At 73.4% G+C, this 14,841-nt stretch carries 13 protein-coding genes; 5 read left to right on the top strand and 8 right to left on the bottom strand.

From position 1 onward, the window contains the following. Positions 1 to 35: 35 nt before the first annotated feature. The 5 genes from ACI79H_RS01070 to ACI79H_RS01050 form a co-directional block, all read right to left on the bottom strand. A complete protein-coding gene (locus tag ACI79H_RS01070; RefSeq protein WP_456552518.1) occupies positions 36 to 1,325 on the bottom strand; it encodes a citrate synthase in 1,290 nt (429 codons plus the stop codon). Positions 1,326 to 1,369: 44 nt separating this feature from the next. Further along, on the bottom strand, positions 1,370 to 5,314 hold the full coding sequence (locus ACI79H_RS01065; RefSeq protein WP_456552517.1) for an FkbM family methyltransferase: 3,945 nt from the start codon (positions 5,312 to 5,314) through the stop codon (positions 1,370 to 1,372). Positions 5,315 to 5,396: 82 nt separating this feature from the next. Further along, positions 5,397 to 6,059: an acetyltransferase gene (locus tag ACI79H_RS01060; protein ID WP_456552516.1), complete on the bottom strand. Its 663-nt coding sequence runs from the start codon at positions 6,057 to 6,059 to the stop codon at positions 5,397 to 5,399. Continuing rightward, entirely contained in the window at positions 6,056 to 7,303 is a 1,248-nt protein-coding gene (locus ACI79H_RS01055; RefSeq protein WP_456552515.1) for a DegT/DnrJ/EryC1/StrS family aminotransferase, read from the bottom strand. The genes ACI79H_RS01060 and ACI79H_RS01055 overlap by 4 nt, the downstream gene beginning before the upstream one ends. 305 nt (positions 7,304 to 7,608) lie before the next feature. Next, complete coding sequence (locus ACI79H_RS01050) at positions 7,609 to 9,012, bottom strand: class II fumarate hydratase (protein ID WP_456552514.1); 1,404 nt, start codon at positions 9,010 to 9,012, stop codon at positions 7,609 to 7,611. 151 nt (positions 9,013 to 9,163) lie between these two features. Here ACI79H_RS01050 and ACI79H_RS01045 point away from each other — a divergent pair, with 151 nt between their 5' ends. Genes ACI79H_RS01045 through ACI79H_RS01035 form a run of 3 tightly spaced genes read left to right on the top strand, consistent with a single transcriptional unit; the run spans position 9,164 to position 11,154 of the window. Then, positions 9,164 to 9,742: a hypothetical protein gene (locus tag ACI79H_RS01045; RefSeq protein WP_456552513.1), complete on the top strand. Its 579-nt coding sequence runs from the start codon at positions 9,164 to 9,166 to the stop codon at positions 9,740 to 9,742. Positions 9,743 to 9,802: 60 nt separating this feature from the next. After that, on the top strand, positions 9,803 to 10,453 hold the full coding sequence (locus ACI79H_RS01040) for a hypothetical protein (protein ID WP_456552512.1): 651 nt from the start codon (positions 9,803 to 9,805) through the stop codon (positions 10,451 to 10,453). A 38-nt stretch (positions 10,454 to 10,491) separates the two neighbouring features. Further along, positions 10,492 to 11,154, top strand: a complete 663-nt coding sequence (locus ACI79H_RS01035) for a DUF1707 domain-containing protein (RefSeq protein WP_456552511.1) — start codon at positions 10,492 to 10,494, stop codon at positions 11,152 to 11,154. Here ACI79H_RS01035 and glpX read toward each other — a convergent pair. Further along, entirely contained in the window at positions 11,121 to 12,170 is a 1,050-nt protein-coding gene (glpX, locus tag ACI79H_RS01030) for a class II fructose-bisphosphatase (RefSeq protein WP_456552510.1), read from the bottom strand. The genes ACI79H_RS01035 and glpX overlap by 34 nt on opposite strands. Positions 12,171 to 12,278: 108 nt before the next feature. On the opposite strand from glpX, the gene ACI79H_RS01025 reads away from it, so the two are divergent. Both ACI79H_RS01025 and ACI79H_RS01020 read left to right on the top strand, forming a co-directional pair. Then, entirely contained in the window at positions 12,279 to 12,932 is a 654-nt protein-coding gene (locus tag ACI79H_RS01025; RefSeq protein ID WP_456552509.1) for a DUF4245 domain-containing protein, read from the top strand. A 142-nt stretch (positions 12,933 to 13,074) separates the two neighbouring features. Beyond that, positions 13,075 to 13,356 (top strand): hypothetical protein, encoded by a 282-nt coding sequence (locus tag ACI79H_RS01020; RefSeq protein WP_456552508.1) that lies wholly within the window; start codon positions 13,075 to 13,077, stop codon positions 13,354 to 13,356. 2 nt (positions 13,357 to 13,358) lie between these two features. Here ACI79H_RS01020 and ACI79H_RS01015 read toward each other — a convergent pair whose 3' ends face one another. Beyond that, positions 13,359 to 13,601, bottom strand: coding sequence for an exodeoxyribonuclease VII small subunit (locus ACI79H_RS01015; protein WP_456552507.1), 243 nt, complete (start codon positions 13,599 to 13,601; stop codon positions 13,359 to 13,361). After that, the gene (gene xseA, locus ACI79H_RS01010) at positions 13,598 to 14,821 is read right to left on the bottom strand and encodes an exodeoxyribonuclease VII large subunit (RefSeq protein ID WP_456552506.1); all 1,224 of its coding nucleotides are present in this window, start codon (positions 14,819 to 14,821) and stop codon (positions 13,598 to 13,600) included. The genes ACI79H_RS01015 and xseA overlap by 4 nt, the downstream gene beginning before the upstream one ends. Between the last annotated feature and the right edge of the window lie 20 nt (positions 14,822 to 14,841).

Genomic DNA, 14,841 nt, shown 5'->3' with positions numbered 1-14,841 from the left:
GGTGGGAGCTCCCCCGGCCCGATCGGTGGAGTCCATCAGCGGCGGTCGATGGGTACGAACGGCCGCTCGGTCTCGCCGATGTACAGCTGCCGCGGACGACCGATCTTGGTCGTCGGGTCGGCGATCATCTCGCGCCACTGCGCGATCCACCCGGGCAGCCGGCCCAGCGCGAACAGCACGGTGAACATCCGGGTCGGGAAGCCCATCGCCCGGTAGATCAGCCCGGTGTAGAAGTCGACGTTCGGGTAGAGCTTGCGCTCCACGAAGTAGTCGTCCTCGAGCGCGATCTCCTCGAGCTGCCGGGCGAGGTCGAGCAGCTCGTTGCTGCCGCCGAGCTTGTCCAGCACCGTGTCGGCGGTGGACTTCACGATCGCTGCGCGCGGGTCGTAGTTCTTGTATACCCGGTGCCCGAAGCCCATGAGCTTGACGCCGGGCTCCTTGTTCTTGACCCGCTCGACGAAGCGCCGGATGTCGCCGCCGTCGGCCTGGATCGCCTCGAGCATCTCCAGCACCGACTGGTTGGCCCCGCCGTGCAGCGGGCCGAACAGCGCGTTGATGCCGGCCGAGACCGACGCGAACAGGTTGGCGTGCGAGGAGCCGACCAGCCGGACGGTCGAGGTGGAGCAGTTCTGCTCGTGGTCGGCGTGCAGGACGAACAGCATGTCCAGCGCCTTGACCAGCTCGGGGTCCAGGGCGTACGGCTCGGCCGGGAAGCCGAAGGTCATCCGGAGGAAGTTCTCCACCAGACCCAGCGAGTTGTCCGGGTAGAGGAAGGGCTGGCCGACGGACTTCTTGTACGCGTAGGCCGCGATGGTCGGCAGCTTGGCCAGCAGGCGCAGCGTGGACATCTCGACCTGGTCGGAGTCGAAGGGGTCCAGCGAGTCCTGGTAGAAGGTCGACAGCGCGCTGACCGCCGACGAGAGCACCGGCATCGGGTGCGCGTCGAGCGGGAAGCCCTTGAAGAACTGCTTGAGGTCCTCGTGCAGCAGGGTGTGCCGCCGCAGCCGCTGGTCGAACTCGGCCAGCTGGTCGGCCGTGGGCAGCTCGCCGTAGATCAGGAGGTAGCTGACCTCGACGAAGCTGGCCTGGCCGGCGAGCTGGTCGATCGGGTACCCGCGGTAGCGCAGGATGCCCGCGTCACCGTCGATGTACGTGATGGCCGAGGTGCACGCGGCCGTGTTCACGAAGCCGATGTCCAGCGCGACCGTGCCGGTCGTGGCCAGCAGCTTGCTCGTGTCGAGGCCGTCGGCGCCCTCCGTCCCGTGCTTCACGGGAAGGGGCAGTTCTCCACCGGGGTAGCGCAGGGCTACATCTGTCTCGCTCATCGGGTGGGACGCTACCCCCGTCGGATTTCGCAGGCCCGGTGTCTTTACCTCGCGCTTGCGTCGACGGGTCGGGCGAACACGTTCACTTGGCCGCGGTAGCCCTCGGGGAGGGGGAACGGCAGCACCGCACCATCACTCTCGGCAAGAGCGGTGAACCGGAACTCCCCGGCGTGGCCGAGCAGATCGATCGCCTCCTCCTGCGTCCAGCCGTGGTCGGCGGCCGCGAGAGGGGTGTACTCGAAGACGACCGTCGGCCGGACCGCCGCGATGAAGTCCAGCGCACCGCGGAGCACGTTCAGCTCGTGACCCTCCACGTCGATCTTGACCAGCGAGACGTTGTCGAGCTCTCCGGCCGCGTGGAGGGTATCGAGGCGGACAGCCGGCACGGTGACTTGCTGCCACTCGTTCAGCAGGCCGAAGGCGTGCTGCCGCGCTGAGGCGATGGCGCTGTTACCGGGTGTCGCGTGGAAAGCCAGGTGCCCGTCGGTGTCGCTCGCCGCGGCGTTGTAGAGGACCACGTTGTCTGCGTCGTTCAACGCGATGGTCGAGGCGGCCAGCCGCAACGTCTCCGGCGAGGGCTCGAAGGCGAGGACGCGGCCTGATGATCCGAGGTGCGCGGCCACGCTTGCAGCGACGACGCCGATGTTGGTGCCGACGTCGACGTAGTCGCCCGGCCGCTGCGTGAGCTCGCTGGTGAGCGCGTCGATGAGGGTGTCATTGCACCCGGGGTCGACGGCGTGCAGGGCCGACGGCCAGTCACGGGCGTCACCGAGGTAGCGAATGCCCCCGGCCACAGAGCCGGTGAAGTAGGGGGCGTCCGGCGGGACGCTGGCCCGCGAGCGCTCGAAGTCCTGGATGAACCGCCCGTCCAGCCGGGTCACCAAGCCGTCACGTCGTCCCGACCGCCGGAACTCCGCCTCCGCCAGCGTGGCCCAGGTCGCGCTGCGGTCGCCGACCTGTTCCTGCGTGTCGGCGAGCACCGCTCGGCAGTCCTGGAGATCGAGTCGCGTCAGGCTGGGGCACGCGGGCTCCGCGGAGCCCGCGACCTCGAAGGTCCAGGTCGCCAGGGCCCGTCCGTCGTGCCACCAACGGTCCTCGGGGACGACGGCCAGCCAGGGCTCCGGCAACAGCGTGGCCGCGTCCTCGGTGGCCACGAGCTCCAGGTCGATATCCGACCCGCCGGCCAGGGCGGCCTCGAGCAGAGGGACGAAGCGGTCGAGGTCCGCCGACGGCACGGCGACCACTGCCTGCTCGGCGACGCCGGCGGTCAGCAACTCGCGGAAGGCCTGCACCGTCGCGCCGATCTCGTCCGAGTCGAGCGAGGGGGCGGCCAGCGCGTAGGGGTACACCCGCGTCCAGACGTCCAGTTCTTGTACGAGGTGCGCACGCACCGCGGGACCGTGGGCGCGCTCCGGCAGACCGTCGACGGCGCTGGCCGGCGTCGGCCGGGTGAGCTCCACCAGCGCGACGGTGGACAGGTACGCGGCCTCCAGCGCGGCGCCGTAGTTCGGCGTGTCGATGAGCTGGTGCAACCGGGAGGCGGCCTCGAGCAGCGCCCGCGCCTGGGCACGGCGGGCCTGTCCCTCGCCGGCGAGGAAGCCGTGCCGCGCGCCCCAATCAGCCAGCCGGGACCAGTCGCGCTCCCCCCGGCCGAGGTAGCGCGGGTTGTTCGTGTTCTGCCCCGGGTGGGACCGGAACCGGCTCAGGCTGCGGGGGGTGTAGTAGGCCGGCCCCTTCGCGAGCAGGTTGAGCCACAGTTGAACATCATTCAGGACGTCGACGGTGCGGCCGTCGAAGATCCAGAGGTCCTCCGGTGTCACGTCGTCGCGGCGGAACAGCACGGTGGTCGGCTCACCGATGACGTTGGCGCAGTTGAGCAGCACGGCGTTGCCCAGCTCGCGACCGTCGAGCAGGCCGGCGCGGTCGGTCAGCTTCTGGAACGAGTGACCGGGCACGGGTTGGCCGTTCTCGTCGATCAGCACCCGGTGCGAGAAGGCCATCGTCGCCTCGGGGTGCTGCTGCATCCCGCGGACCAGTTCCCGCACGCAGTCGGTACCGAGGACGTCGTCGTGCATGAGGTACTTCACGTACTCCCCGCGCGCCTCCGCCAGCAGGCGGCGCGGGTTCTCCAGCCCTCCGATGTTGGGGTCGAACCGGAGCACCCGCACGCGGGCGTCCTGCGCGGCCACCGCAGCGAGGATCTCGGGTGTGCGGTCGGTGGACCCGTCGTCGCCGACGATCACCTCGATGTTCCGGTAGCTCTGCCCGACCGCGGACTGCAGCGTCGCCTTGAGGAACCGCTCACCGTTGTAGGCAGGAATGAGGATGCTGACGAGGGGATCGGCTGTGGCTGCGGCCCGCCGGTCCGGGGCGGCGTCGCGAGCCGCCTCCAGGACCCGGCGGCGGGTCCGCAGCTGCGCGTCCACCCCGTAGGTGCGACGGGTGGTCCGCAGTCCGGCCTGAGCAACACGGCGCACCCCGTCGGGCTCCGCAACCAGGTCCAGGATGCGGGCGACGACGGCGTCCGGGTCGGCGCTCGGCATGTGGATGTCAGTGCCGTCGGTGTAGAGCCGGTTCTGGTTGAGCGGATCGGTCGCCACCACCGCAACGCCGCACAGCGCTGCCTCGACGCACGCCCCGGTCGGAAACCCGTCGAAGGCGCCGGGCGCCAGCCGGCCGGGAGCCGTGGGGGAGATGATGACGTCCTTGTCGAGGTAGAAGCGGCGCAGCTCGGGGGTGCTCAGGATCCCGGAGAAGCTCAGGTCGAGGTCCGCGTGCTCGGGCCCGACGTCGGCGGGGCCGAAGCCGCCGACCACGTGGCCGCGCACCGGGAGGCCGGCCAGCGCCAACATGCGGAGGGAGGCCAGGAAGACCGGCCAGCCCTTGTCGGAGCCGTCGGCGGTGTACCGCGCCGCGACGAAGCAGACGTCGAGGACGTCCTTGCCGGTACCGAAGTAGTCGGTGCGCAGCCCCGGCCCCGGCTGCAGGTAGCTCCTGCCGACGGGTCCGCCGATGACCTCGGTGACCGGCACCGAGCCTCCGGTGATCTCCCGCACGAGGGCGGTGACCAGTGGCTGGGTGGTGATCACGTGCGTGAGCAGGGGCGACCCGAGGACCCTGCGCAGCTTGCGCTCCGCCGCCGGCTCGCCGAGGTGCAGTCCGCCGCCGGGGTAGAGCTGCAGGACGAACGGAAGTCCGTGCCGCTCCAGGTCGGGCAGGAACCGCGCGGCGTTGTTGAGGAACATGATCGACGCGCAGCTGAACTGCCCGAGCCGGCGGGCGTCGTACGCGGAGACCTGCCCGGCGGATTCGGGGTACAGGGTGGCGTACTCCGCCAGGCGGGTGCTCAGGTCCGGGACGGTCGTCATCACCTCGGCGACGACGCCGGAGCGCAGCATCCAGTCGAACTCCGCGATGCGGAAACCGGTGCTGGTCGTCGGGAAGAAGTCGTCCAGGACGACGATCGCCTCGCGCTGCCCGGTGGCTGGCGGCGTGTGGGGCTCCCCGACGGAGCGGCTCAACGCCTCGACCACCGCCGGCAGCGGGTTCGGCGTCTCGTAGAGCCCTGGGTCGAGTCGCTCCAGCAGCTCGGCACGGAACAGCAGGCAGCCCGGGGTCGCGAAGCGGTCGCCGTCCACCGGGGTGGCGGACGTCGACAGTTCCGGGTGCCGGTCCAGGAGGTCCACCTGGCGGCGGAGCGCGTCCGCCGACGTCCACTCGTCCCCGCCGTCGAGCACGGCGACGTAGCGGCCGCGGCAGGCGGCGAGCCCCCGGTGCAGGGTCGGCCCGACGCCGAGCCGCGCCTCGTCAGGGAGGACGCGCACCTGGAGATCAGCGCCGTCCGCCCACTCCGCGACGACGACTGGCGTCCGGTCCTCCGACGCGTCGTCGGCCACTACCACCTCGATCGCCTCATCGAGCACCTGGCTGCGGATCGACGCCAGTGCGCGGGCGACGTGCTGCTCGTGGTCGCGAGTGGTCAGGAGCACGCTCACTCGGGGAGTCGTCACGTGGGCGGTCGCCTTTCGGGGAGGAGCGCTGCGGCGCGGGGGTCGCAGGAGGGCGGGGCTGTCATGCCAGCGGGCGGGCCGGCACGCCGACGGCGGTGATGTCGGCCGGGAGATCGCGGACGACGGCTGCGCCGGCGCCAACCGTGCTGCGGGCACCGATCCGCCGGCCTTCGATGACCGTGGCGCCGGTGCCCATGGTCACCTCGTCCTCGAGCACGGTTTTCCCGGAGATGGAGACGTTGGGGTTGACCGTCACGTAGTCGCCGAGGACGGCGTCGTGGCCGACGGTGACCGCCAGGTTCAGGTGCACGTGCCGGCCGAGGCGCACGTTGGTGGTGACCACCGCCGAGGCGCAGACGATGGAACCGGGACCGAGCACCACCCGGTGCCGGCCCAGGACCGCGCCCGGGTGGACGAGGGACGTGGTCTCGCGACCCTCCGCTCGCGCCCATTCGTCGATGCGCCGACGAGCCGCTCCGCTGCCGATCGCGATGACATGGCGGACGTCCGCAGGGAGGGACGTCAGCTCGGCGACGGGGCCGAGGAAGGGAACTCCGCGCTCCTCCACGAGCGCCACGTCGGCGTGACCGTCGGCCAGGAAGCCGACGCAGTCGAAAAGCGGTCGCCCGCTCGCGGACCGTGCGTCGTTCTCCGCCTCCAGCACGTCGTGCACCTCGCGTCCGAAGCCGCCCGCGCCGATGATCACCACCCTTGTCGCGATCACAGCGCCGCCGGGAGGTCCACGACCGCCTTGCGGCGCGGATGGGGGAGGACGCCGGGTGTCCGGGAGGACGACGCGGGAAAGGCCGGGTGCGACGCGTGCCGCGGGGCCACCGAGACCGCACGGACAACCAGGTCACGGATGCGCTCCAGCGAGTCCGCGGTCATGTCGTTGGCCATCGGCAGGCCCACGATCCGCTGCGACAGCGACTCGGTGACCGTCAGGTCGCTCACGCGTCGCAATCCGTGGAGCGCCGGCAGCTTGTGCATGGGCGGGTCGAAGTATGCGCGGACCTCGATGCGGGCGTCATGCGCGTTCTGCAACAGCTGATTGCGGGCGGCGCCGGTGGGCAGCGCCACCGGCACGAATTGAAAGGTCGATCCCGCAGACCCCGCCTGGAACGCCACGCCCGCAGGTTCGAGCTCGTCCCGCAACCACCCGGCGGCGGCGCGGCGGTGGGCGAGCACGTCGTCGAAGGACTCCAGGACGGCAAGCCCGACGGCGGCGGTCAGCTCGGGCAACTTCCCGTTGATGCCGAGGTGCCCGGTGACCGACCGGGCGTGGTCGAAACCGAAGTTGACCAGCTCGGCCAGGGACGCCCGGACCGCGGCCGAGCGGGATGTGACGAGCCCGCCCTCGCCTATCGCGAAGGGCTTGGTGGCGTGGAAGCTGAAGACCTCGGCGTCCCCCTGGTCGCCGAGGGTGCGGCCGTCCTCGTCGACGGCGCCGAAGCCCGCCGCGGAGTCGACGACGACCGGGACCCCCAGGTCGCGAGCCGCGGCGGCCAGCGAGTCCCGGCGCGCCCGGCTCGGAGCGGTACCGAAGGTGGAGCACTGCAGCACACCGGCGAGGGAGTCGCCGAGGCCCCGGAGCGCAGCGAGCGACGCCTCGGAGGGCTGCCAGTCGTCGGGGTCGATGTCGATGAACACCGGCTCGAAGCCGGCCCAGGTCACTGCGTTGACGCTGGCGATGAAGGTGAACGAGGGCACCGCGACCAGCCGGCGCCGGCCGTGGGGAACGCCGAGGCAGGCGCGCAGCGCCACCATCAGCCCCGAGGTCGCGTTGTTGACCGCCACGCCGGGGTGCTCGAGGCCCAGCCGATCGGCGCAGGCGCGCTCCAGCCGTGCGACGCACGGGCCGCCGTTGGAGAACCAGCGCTGCCGCTCGGCCTCGGCGAACCAGGGCTGGACCTGCGCGAGGGTGGGCAGGCTGGGCGCCTGGAAGCGGATCAGCTCGTGTGCGACCACCGCGGGGCTCCTCACGGGACGAAGGTCCGCCCGGTCGGACGACCGAGGGCGTCCGAGCTGAGGTCCTGTTGGCAAGCCCGGCGCGAGTGCCGAGGTGCGGCGGCCGCATGGTGCGACCGGAGAAGGCGGGCCTCGAGGCCCGGCTGCGGACAAGCTGAATCGTCACCCGACTGCTGTCCGCTCGGGACCAGCGACTCGCCGTGCCGACGCGGGGGCGGAGCCCTCCCCGGCTCAGTTCTGCTCTGCGGTCACAGCCGTCCCAGTCGTCCCGGCCGGGCAGAGCGCCGGCCGGGACGCGAGCCTGCTCAGGGGTGGGTCATGGAGAGCACGTCGAGCGCCTCGTCGAGCTGCTGCTCGGTGAGCTTGCCCTGCTCGACGTAGCCGCGCTCGAGCACCACCTGGCGGATGGTCTTCTGCTCCTTGAGCGACTGCTTGGCCACGACCGCGGCCTCCTCGTACCCGATGTACTTGTTCAGCGGGGTGACGATCGAGGGCGAGGACTCGGCGTACTCCCGGCACTGCTCGACGTTCGCGACGATGCCGTCGACGCAGCGGTCGGCCAGCAGCCGGCTGACGTTGGCCAGCAGGCGGATCGACTCGAGGACGTTGCGCGCCATGAGCGGCAGCGTCACGTTGAGCTCGAAGACACCGGTGGTGCCGGCGTAGGTCACCGCCGCGTCGTTGCCGATCACCTGGGCGCCCACCTGGATCACCGCCTCCGGGATCACCGGGTTCACCTTGCCGGGCATGATCGAGCTGCCGGGCTGGAGGTCGGGGAGCTGGATCTCGCCCAGGCCGGTGCGCGGGCCCGAACCCATCCACCGCAGGTCGTTGACGATCTTGATGAGGCCGACGGCGATGGTCTTCAGCTGGCCGGAGGCCTCGACCAGCCCGTCGCGCGAGCTCTGCGCCTCGAAGTGGTCCCGTGCCTCGGTCAGCGGCAGGTCCAGCTCGCCCGCGAGCCGCTCGATGATGGCGGCGGCGAACCCGGGCGGGGTGTTGATGCCGGTGCCGACCGCGGTGCCTCCCAGCGGCAGCTCGGCGATGCGGGGGAGCGAGGCCTCCAGCCGCTCGACGCCGTAGCGGACCGCAGCCGCGTAGCCGCCGAACTCCTGACCGAGGGTGACCGGGGTGGCGTCCATGAGGTGGGTGCGGCCGCTCTTCACGACGGTGGCGAACTCGTCGGACTTGCGCGCCAGCGACAGCTCGAGGTGGCGCAGCGCCGGGATCAGGTCGCGGACGATCGCGCTGGTGGCGGCGACGTGGATCGCCGACGGGAAGACGTCGTTGGACGACTGCGAGGCGTTCACGTGGTCGTTCGGGTGCACCGGGCTGCCGAGGGCCTCGGTGGCGAGCGTGGCGATGACCTCGTTGGTGTTCATGTTGCTCGACGTCCCCGAGCCGGTCTGGAAGACGTCGATCGGGAAGTGCTCGTCCCACTCGCCGCGGGCGACCGCGGCGGCCGCCTCCACGACGGCGCCCGCGACCGGGGCGTCGAGGACGCCGAGGTCGGCGTTCACGGCGGCGGCCGCGCCCTTGATGGCGGCCAGGGCGCCGATGAGCTCGCGCTCGATCGGGGTGCCGGAGATCGGGAAGTTCTCGACGGCGCGCTGGGTCTGGGCCCGCCACTTGGCCCAGGCGGGAACGCGGACCTCCCCCATGGAGTCGTGCTCGATGCGGTAGTCGGTGCCGTCCTGCTGGGTGGCCACGCGCTGCTCCCGGGTGTGGTGGATGGTGACGGTGCTCCGGGAGAAACCCTAGACACCGGCGCGGGCGGGGGAGGGTTCCGGCCCGGCCCGCGGCGGCCGATGAGTGCTGCGGCGGCGGGTCGCTGCCGGTGACCCGAGCCGAGGAGCCCCCATGTCCCAGCCGCCGCCGTCGCAGCAGCCCCCGCCGCCGTGGACCCCCGGCTGGACGCCGCCCGGCCCGGCCGCACCGCCCGCTCCGGCCGGCCCGCCCGCAGCCGGCAAGCCCTCCCGGCCGGTCGGACCGCTGCTGCTCGCCGCGGGAGCCGGGCTCCTGGCCGGGCTGCTCGGCTCGGGACTGGTCGTCGCGGGACTCTTCACCGTGGCGGCCGAGGACATCGGGCAGTCGATGGCCGACCGCCTCGGCCCCGTGGTGGAGGACGCCATCGTCGACGGCACGCTCGAGGCGATGGAGGAGAGCCTCGACGACTACGGCGCCTACCCGGAGGACATCTACGGGGGCTCCGGCGGCTCCCTGGAGGACGTGGAGGTCTTCGAGCCCGTGCCGCCGGAGAACCTGGGACCCGACCCGGTGCTCGACGGCTACGCGCGGGAGTGCTTCGACGGTGCGCTGCAGGCGTGCGACGACCTGCTGTACGAGGCGCCGCCGCTGTCCGCCTACGAGGAGTACGGGCTGACCTGCGCCGGTCGGGTGAAGTCCTACTCGATCGGCTACTGCACCGATCTGGACTGAGGAGACCCGGGCGGCTGCGCCTAGCATCCGCGGGACCGACCCGAACGCCGAGGAGCTCCGATGTCACAGCCGCCGTACCCGCCTCCGGGTGAGCCCGACCCGCGGGGCAGCGGCCCGGCGGGCGACGGCGCGGGCGCCGCGGGCCAGGGGGATCAGGGCTGGGCGTCGCCGCTGTACGGGCAGCCGCCGCAGTACGGGCAGCCGCAGCCCTACGGCCAGCAGCCCTACGGCCGGTCCCCGTACGGGCAGCAGCCGCCGTACGGCCAGCAGCCCTACGTCCAGCAGCCGTACGGCACGCCGCAGCCCGGCGGGCCCGTCCCGGCGTGGGGCGCCCCCGCCGGGCAGCCGAAGCCGGCGACCAGCCGCACGCTCGTGGCCGGGATCGTGGCCGGCGTGGCGGTGCTGATCATCGGGCTCGCGGTGGCGCTGGTCGTCGGCCTCCGCTCCGACGAGGGCGGCGGCAGCGGCGGCAGCGACGACTCCGGCATCCCGGAGGCGACGTCCGACCCGGACGGCCTGGGCGACGACCCCGAGCTGGACGGGTACGCCGAGGACTGCCACGACGGCGACATGGTGGCGTGCGACGACCTGTTCCGGCTCTCGCCCCTGGGCTCGGCCTACGAGCTGTACGGCGGCAGCTGCGCCGGCCGGCAGTCGAACTCGGAGGCCCGGACGGTCTACTGCGTGGACGCCTTCCCGCCCGCCAGCTGACCGGTCCGCTCGCGGGCCGGCTCCGCTACGGTCGGGCCGTGCCCGACGATCCCGGTCTGCCCGTCCCTGCTGCCGGAGACGCCGGGGCGCCCGGCGTCCGGGCCTCCGACGGGGACCGCGAGGCCCTGGTCGCCCGCCTGCAGCAGGCGCTCGCCGAGGGCCGGCTGGACCTCGACGAGTTCGGCCAGCGGGCCGGCGCGGCCTACGCGGCGGTGACCACCGCCGAGCTCGCGGCGCTGGTCGCCGACCTGCCCGCGGAGGCGCCGGTGGAGATCGTCGGCACCCGCGCGCCGGAGGTGCAGACCAGCGTCTTCGGCGACATCAAGCTCGCCGGGCCGTCGGTCCCGCTGCGCGCGAGCACGGTCTTCGGCGACGTGCGGCTGGACCTGCGCGGGCTGCGCACCGACGCCGACCGGCTCGACCTGTACCTGTCCACCGTCTTCGGCGACGTCCAGGTGATCGTCGCCGAGGGGGTGGACGCGCAGCTGCACGGCCGCACCGTCCTCGGCGACCGGAAGATCGACCTGGCCGCCGTGCCGCGGGTGGCCGGCACCCCGCGGATCGTCGTCCACGGCCGGACCGTCTTCGGCGACCTGGTGCTGCGCAGCCTGGCTCCGGGGGAGTCGGCCAGCCGCTGGCGGCAGGTCATGGACCGGCTCGCGGGCGGTCAGGCCTCGCGGTCGAAGGGCACGGCGGAGTAGGCGCGCAGCTTCTCCAGCGAGTGCAGGCTCTCGATCGAGCGGATGGTCCCCGACCGCGAGCGCATGACCAGCGACTGCGTGGTGCACCCGCCCGCCTGGTACTGCACCCCGCGCAGCAGCTCGCCGTCGGTGATGCCGGTGGCGACGAAGAAGACGTCGCCCTGCACGAGGTCGTCGATGTGCAGGACGCGGTCGAGGTCGTGCCCGGCGTCGAGGGCCTTCTGCCGCTCCTCGTCGTCCTTGGGCCACAGCCGGCCCTGCAGCGCACCGCCCATGCACTTGAGCGCGCAGGCGGCGATGATGCCCTCCGGCGTGCCGCCGATGCCGAGCAGCAGGTCCACGCCGGTGCCCTCGCGGGCGGCGGCGATGGCGCCGGCCACGTCGCCGTCGGTGATGAACTTGATCCGCGCGCCGGCCTCGCGGACCTCCTGCACCAGCGACTCGTGCCGCGGCCGGTCGAGGATGCAGACGGTGACGTCGCCGACCGAGCTCTTCTTGGCCTTGGCGATGCGCCGGATGTTCTCGGCGACCGGGGCGGTGATGTCGACGACGTCGGCCGCGGCCGGGCCGGTGGCCAGCTTCTCCATGTAGAAGACCGCCGACGGGTCGTACATGGCGCCGCGGTCGGCCACGGCCATGACCGCGATGGCGTTGGGCATGCCCTTGGCCATCAGCGTGGTGCCGTCGATCGGGTCGACGGCGACGTCGCACTCCGGGCCGTGGCCGTCGCCGACCTGCTCGCCGTTGTAGAGCATCGGGGCCTCGTCCTTCTCGCCCTCCCCGATGACGACGACGCCCTTCATGCTCACCGTGCCGATGAGCGCCCGCATCGCGTCCACCGCGGCGCCGTCGCCGCCGTTCTTGTCACCGCGCCCCACCCAGCGGCCCGCGGCCATCGCGGCCGCCTCGGTGACCCGCACCAGCTCGAGGGCCAGGTTGCGGTCGGGGGCGGGGCGGTCGGGGTGGAAGCCGCTCCCGCTCGAGGAGACGGGGCCTTCGGGGACGGGCAGCGACACGGGACCTCCAGGCGAGGGACCCGGTCCCGCCCGCCTGCGGGCGCAGGGCGGACCCGGGACGCAGGCCAGGGCGGCAGGGTGGAGCAGCGTTCCTGCGATCCTAGGTGCATGACCGAAGTCGGCCCGACGAGCCCGCGCCCCGCTGACCGCCCGGAGGCGCCTTCGTCGCTGCAGGCGCCGGCGGAGGCACCGGGAGCCACCGCGGCGGCGCCGTCGGCGGCCGTGGAGCGGGCGAACCGGCTGACCGCGGCGAACATGCTCCGGTCGCTGCTCCCGCTGGTGGTCATCTGCCTGCTCCTCGTCGGCTGGCAGGCGTTCCGCGCGAGCGAGGAGGAGACGGTCCGGGAGGTCGACCCGGCGAGCACCGTGCAGCTGGCCTCCGCCCGCGCCGGCTACCCGGTGCAGGCGCCGGAGGGGCTGCCGGAGGACTTCCGACCGACGAGCGCGCGCACCGACGCCGGGCTCGCCGACGAGGGCGACCCCGTCACCCTGGAGATCGGCTACCTGACGCCGTCGGAGGAGTACGCCGGCTTCACGATCAGCGACGACGTGCGCGCCGAGCCCGTCCGCACCGTGCTCGACGGGTCGACCGACGAGGGCGAGGTCGACGTCGACGGCGAGCCGTGGACGCGGCTGACCACCGAGCGGGGCGAGACCGCGCTGACCCGCGAGGACGCAGGCGTGGTGCTGGTCGTCAGCGGCTCGGCCACCGACGAGGAGCTGCGCGAGGTCGCCGCCGCCGTCCGCCCGGTCGAGGGCTGAGCCGGGCGATCGTTGCGGTCCCGTGTCGGGTGCGGGACGAGTCGGCGACGGCGGCCGTCGCAGCGGGGCGCCGGCCGGCGGAGCGGCCAGGCTGGGTTGACTCCCGGCGCCACCCCGGTCGCCGGCCGGCCGAGGAGCCGCCATGCACGACGACGCCTGCGCGCACGGGAAGCACCTCGCCCCGGCCACCGGCGGCTGCTGCCCCTGCGGGATGGTCACCCGCGTACCGGCCGCGCGCCCGGACCCTGCGGACCGGTGCGTGCGCGACCTGGTCGCCCGGTGCCTGGTCGAGCGCGGGGGCGCGGCGGACCTGCCGGAGCTCCGGCGGCGGGCCGACCGCGTGCTGGCGGCGCTGGCACGGGCCGGCCTCGAGCTGACCCCCCGGGCGGGGCGCGACGCGCCGGCGGAGCGGCGCCCCGCCTGAGCTCAGTCCCCGCCGTCGACGGGGGTGGCGGCGGCGAGCCGCTCGCGGGCCCGGTCGAGCCAGTGCTGGCACAGCGTGGCCAGCTCCTCGCCGCGCTCCCAGAGGGCCAGCGACTCCTCCAGCGTCAGCCCGCCCGCCTCGAGCCTGCGGACGACGTCGGCGAGCTCCTCGCGGGCCTGTTCGTAGGTGGTCGTCGGCTCGTCGGCCCCCCCGTCGGCGGGCCCCTCGGTCTGGTCGCTGCTCACGGTCGTCCATCCTCCCGGTCGACGCGGACGCCCAGCCGGCCCCCGCTCACCCGCACCCGCAGGTGCTCGCCCTCGGCCACCTCGGCGGGGTCGCGCACCAGCGCGCCGTCGGCCCGCTGGACCACCGCGTACCCGCGGTCCAGCGTCGCCGCCGGGGACAGCGCCGCCACGCGGGCACGGGCGTGCTCGAGGTCGCGCTCGGCGCCCTCGAGCCGGTGGGCGACGGTCCGGCGGGCCCGGGTGCGCAACGAGGCGACGTCGTCGGCCCGGCCGTGCAGCATCCGCTCGGGGTCGGCGAGCACCGGGCGGGTGCGGACCGACTCCAGCCAGCGCTCCTGCTGCTCGACCCGGGCGGTGAGCAGGTGCCGGGCCCGGGCGCGCAGCCCCTCGACCAGCCGCCGCTGCTCGCCGATCTCGGGCACGATGCGGTGCGCGGCGTCGGTCGGTGTGGCGGCGCGGACGTCGGCGACGTGGTCGACCAGCGTCGTGTCGGTCTCGTGGCCCACGGCGGTGACGACCGGGGTGCGGGTGGCCGCGATCGCGCGCACCAGCCCCTCGTCGGAGAACGGCAGCAGGTCCTCGACCGAGCCGCCACCACGGGCGATGACGATGACCTCGACCGACGGGTCGGCGTCCAGCCTTCGCAGGCCGTCGATCACGTTCTGCGCGGCCTGCGGTCCCTGGACGGCGCAGTTGTGCATCTCGAAGCGGACGGCCGGCCAGCGACGGCGGGCGGTGACCAGCACGTCGCGCTCGGCGGCGCTGTCCCGCCCGGTGATGACACCGACGACGGCCGGCGCGAAGGGCAGCGGGCGCTTGCGAACGGCGTCGAACAGGCCCTCGGCGGCCAGCAGCTGCCGGATCCGCTCGATGCGCGCCAGCAGCTCCCCGAGGCCGACGGCCCGGATCTCGGTGGCCCGCAGCGAGAAGGAGCCGCGGGCGACGTAGTAGTCCGGCCGGGCGCGGACGACCACCCGGGCTCCCTCGGTGAGCTCCAGGCCCGGCCGGTCGGCGATGTCGCGGTGGCAGGTGACCGGCACGGACAGGTCGGCGACCGGGTCGCGCAGGGTGAGGAAGACGGTGGCCGCACCGCCGCGGCGGGAGAGCTGGGCCACCTGGCCCTCGACCCACACCTCGCCGAGCCGGCCGATCCAGTCGGCGACCTTGCGCGCGACCGTGCGCACCGGCCACGGCGCCTCGGGGGAGGAAGGTGCCGTCATTCCGTCAGCCTGTCACGGCC

The organism is Blastococcus sp. SYSU D01042, assembly GCF_054050515.1.
This window is presented reverse-complemented; position numbering and strand designations above follow the sequence as displayed.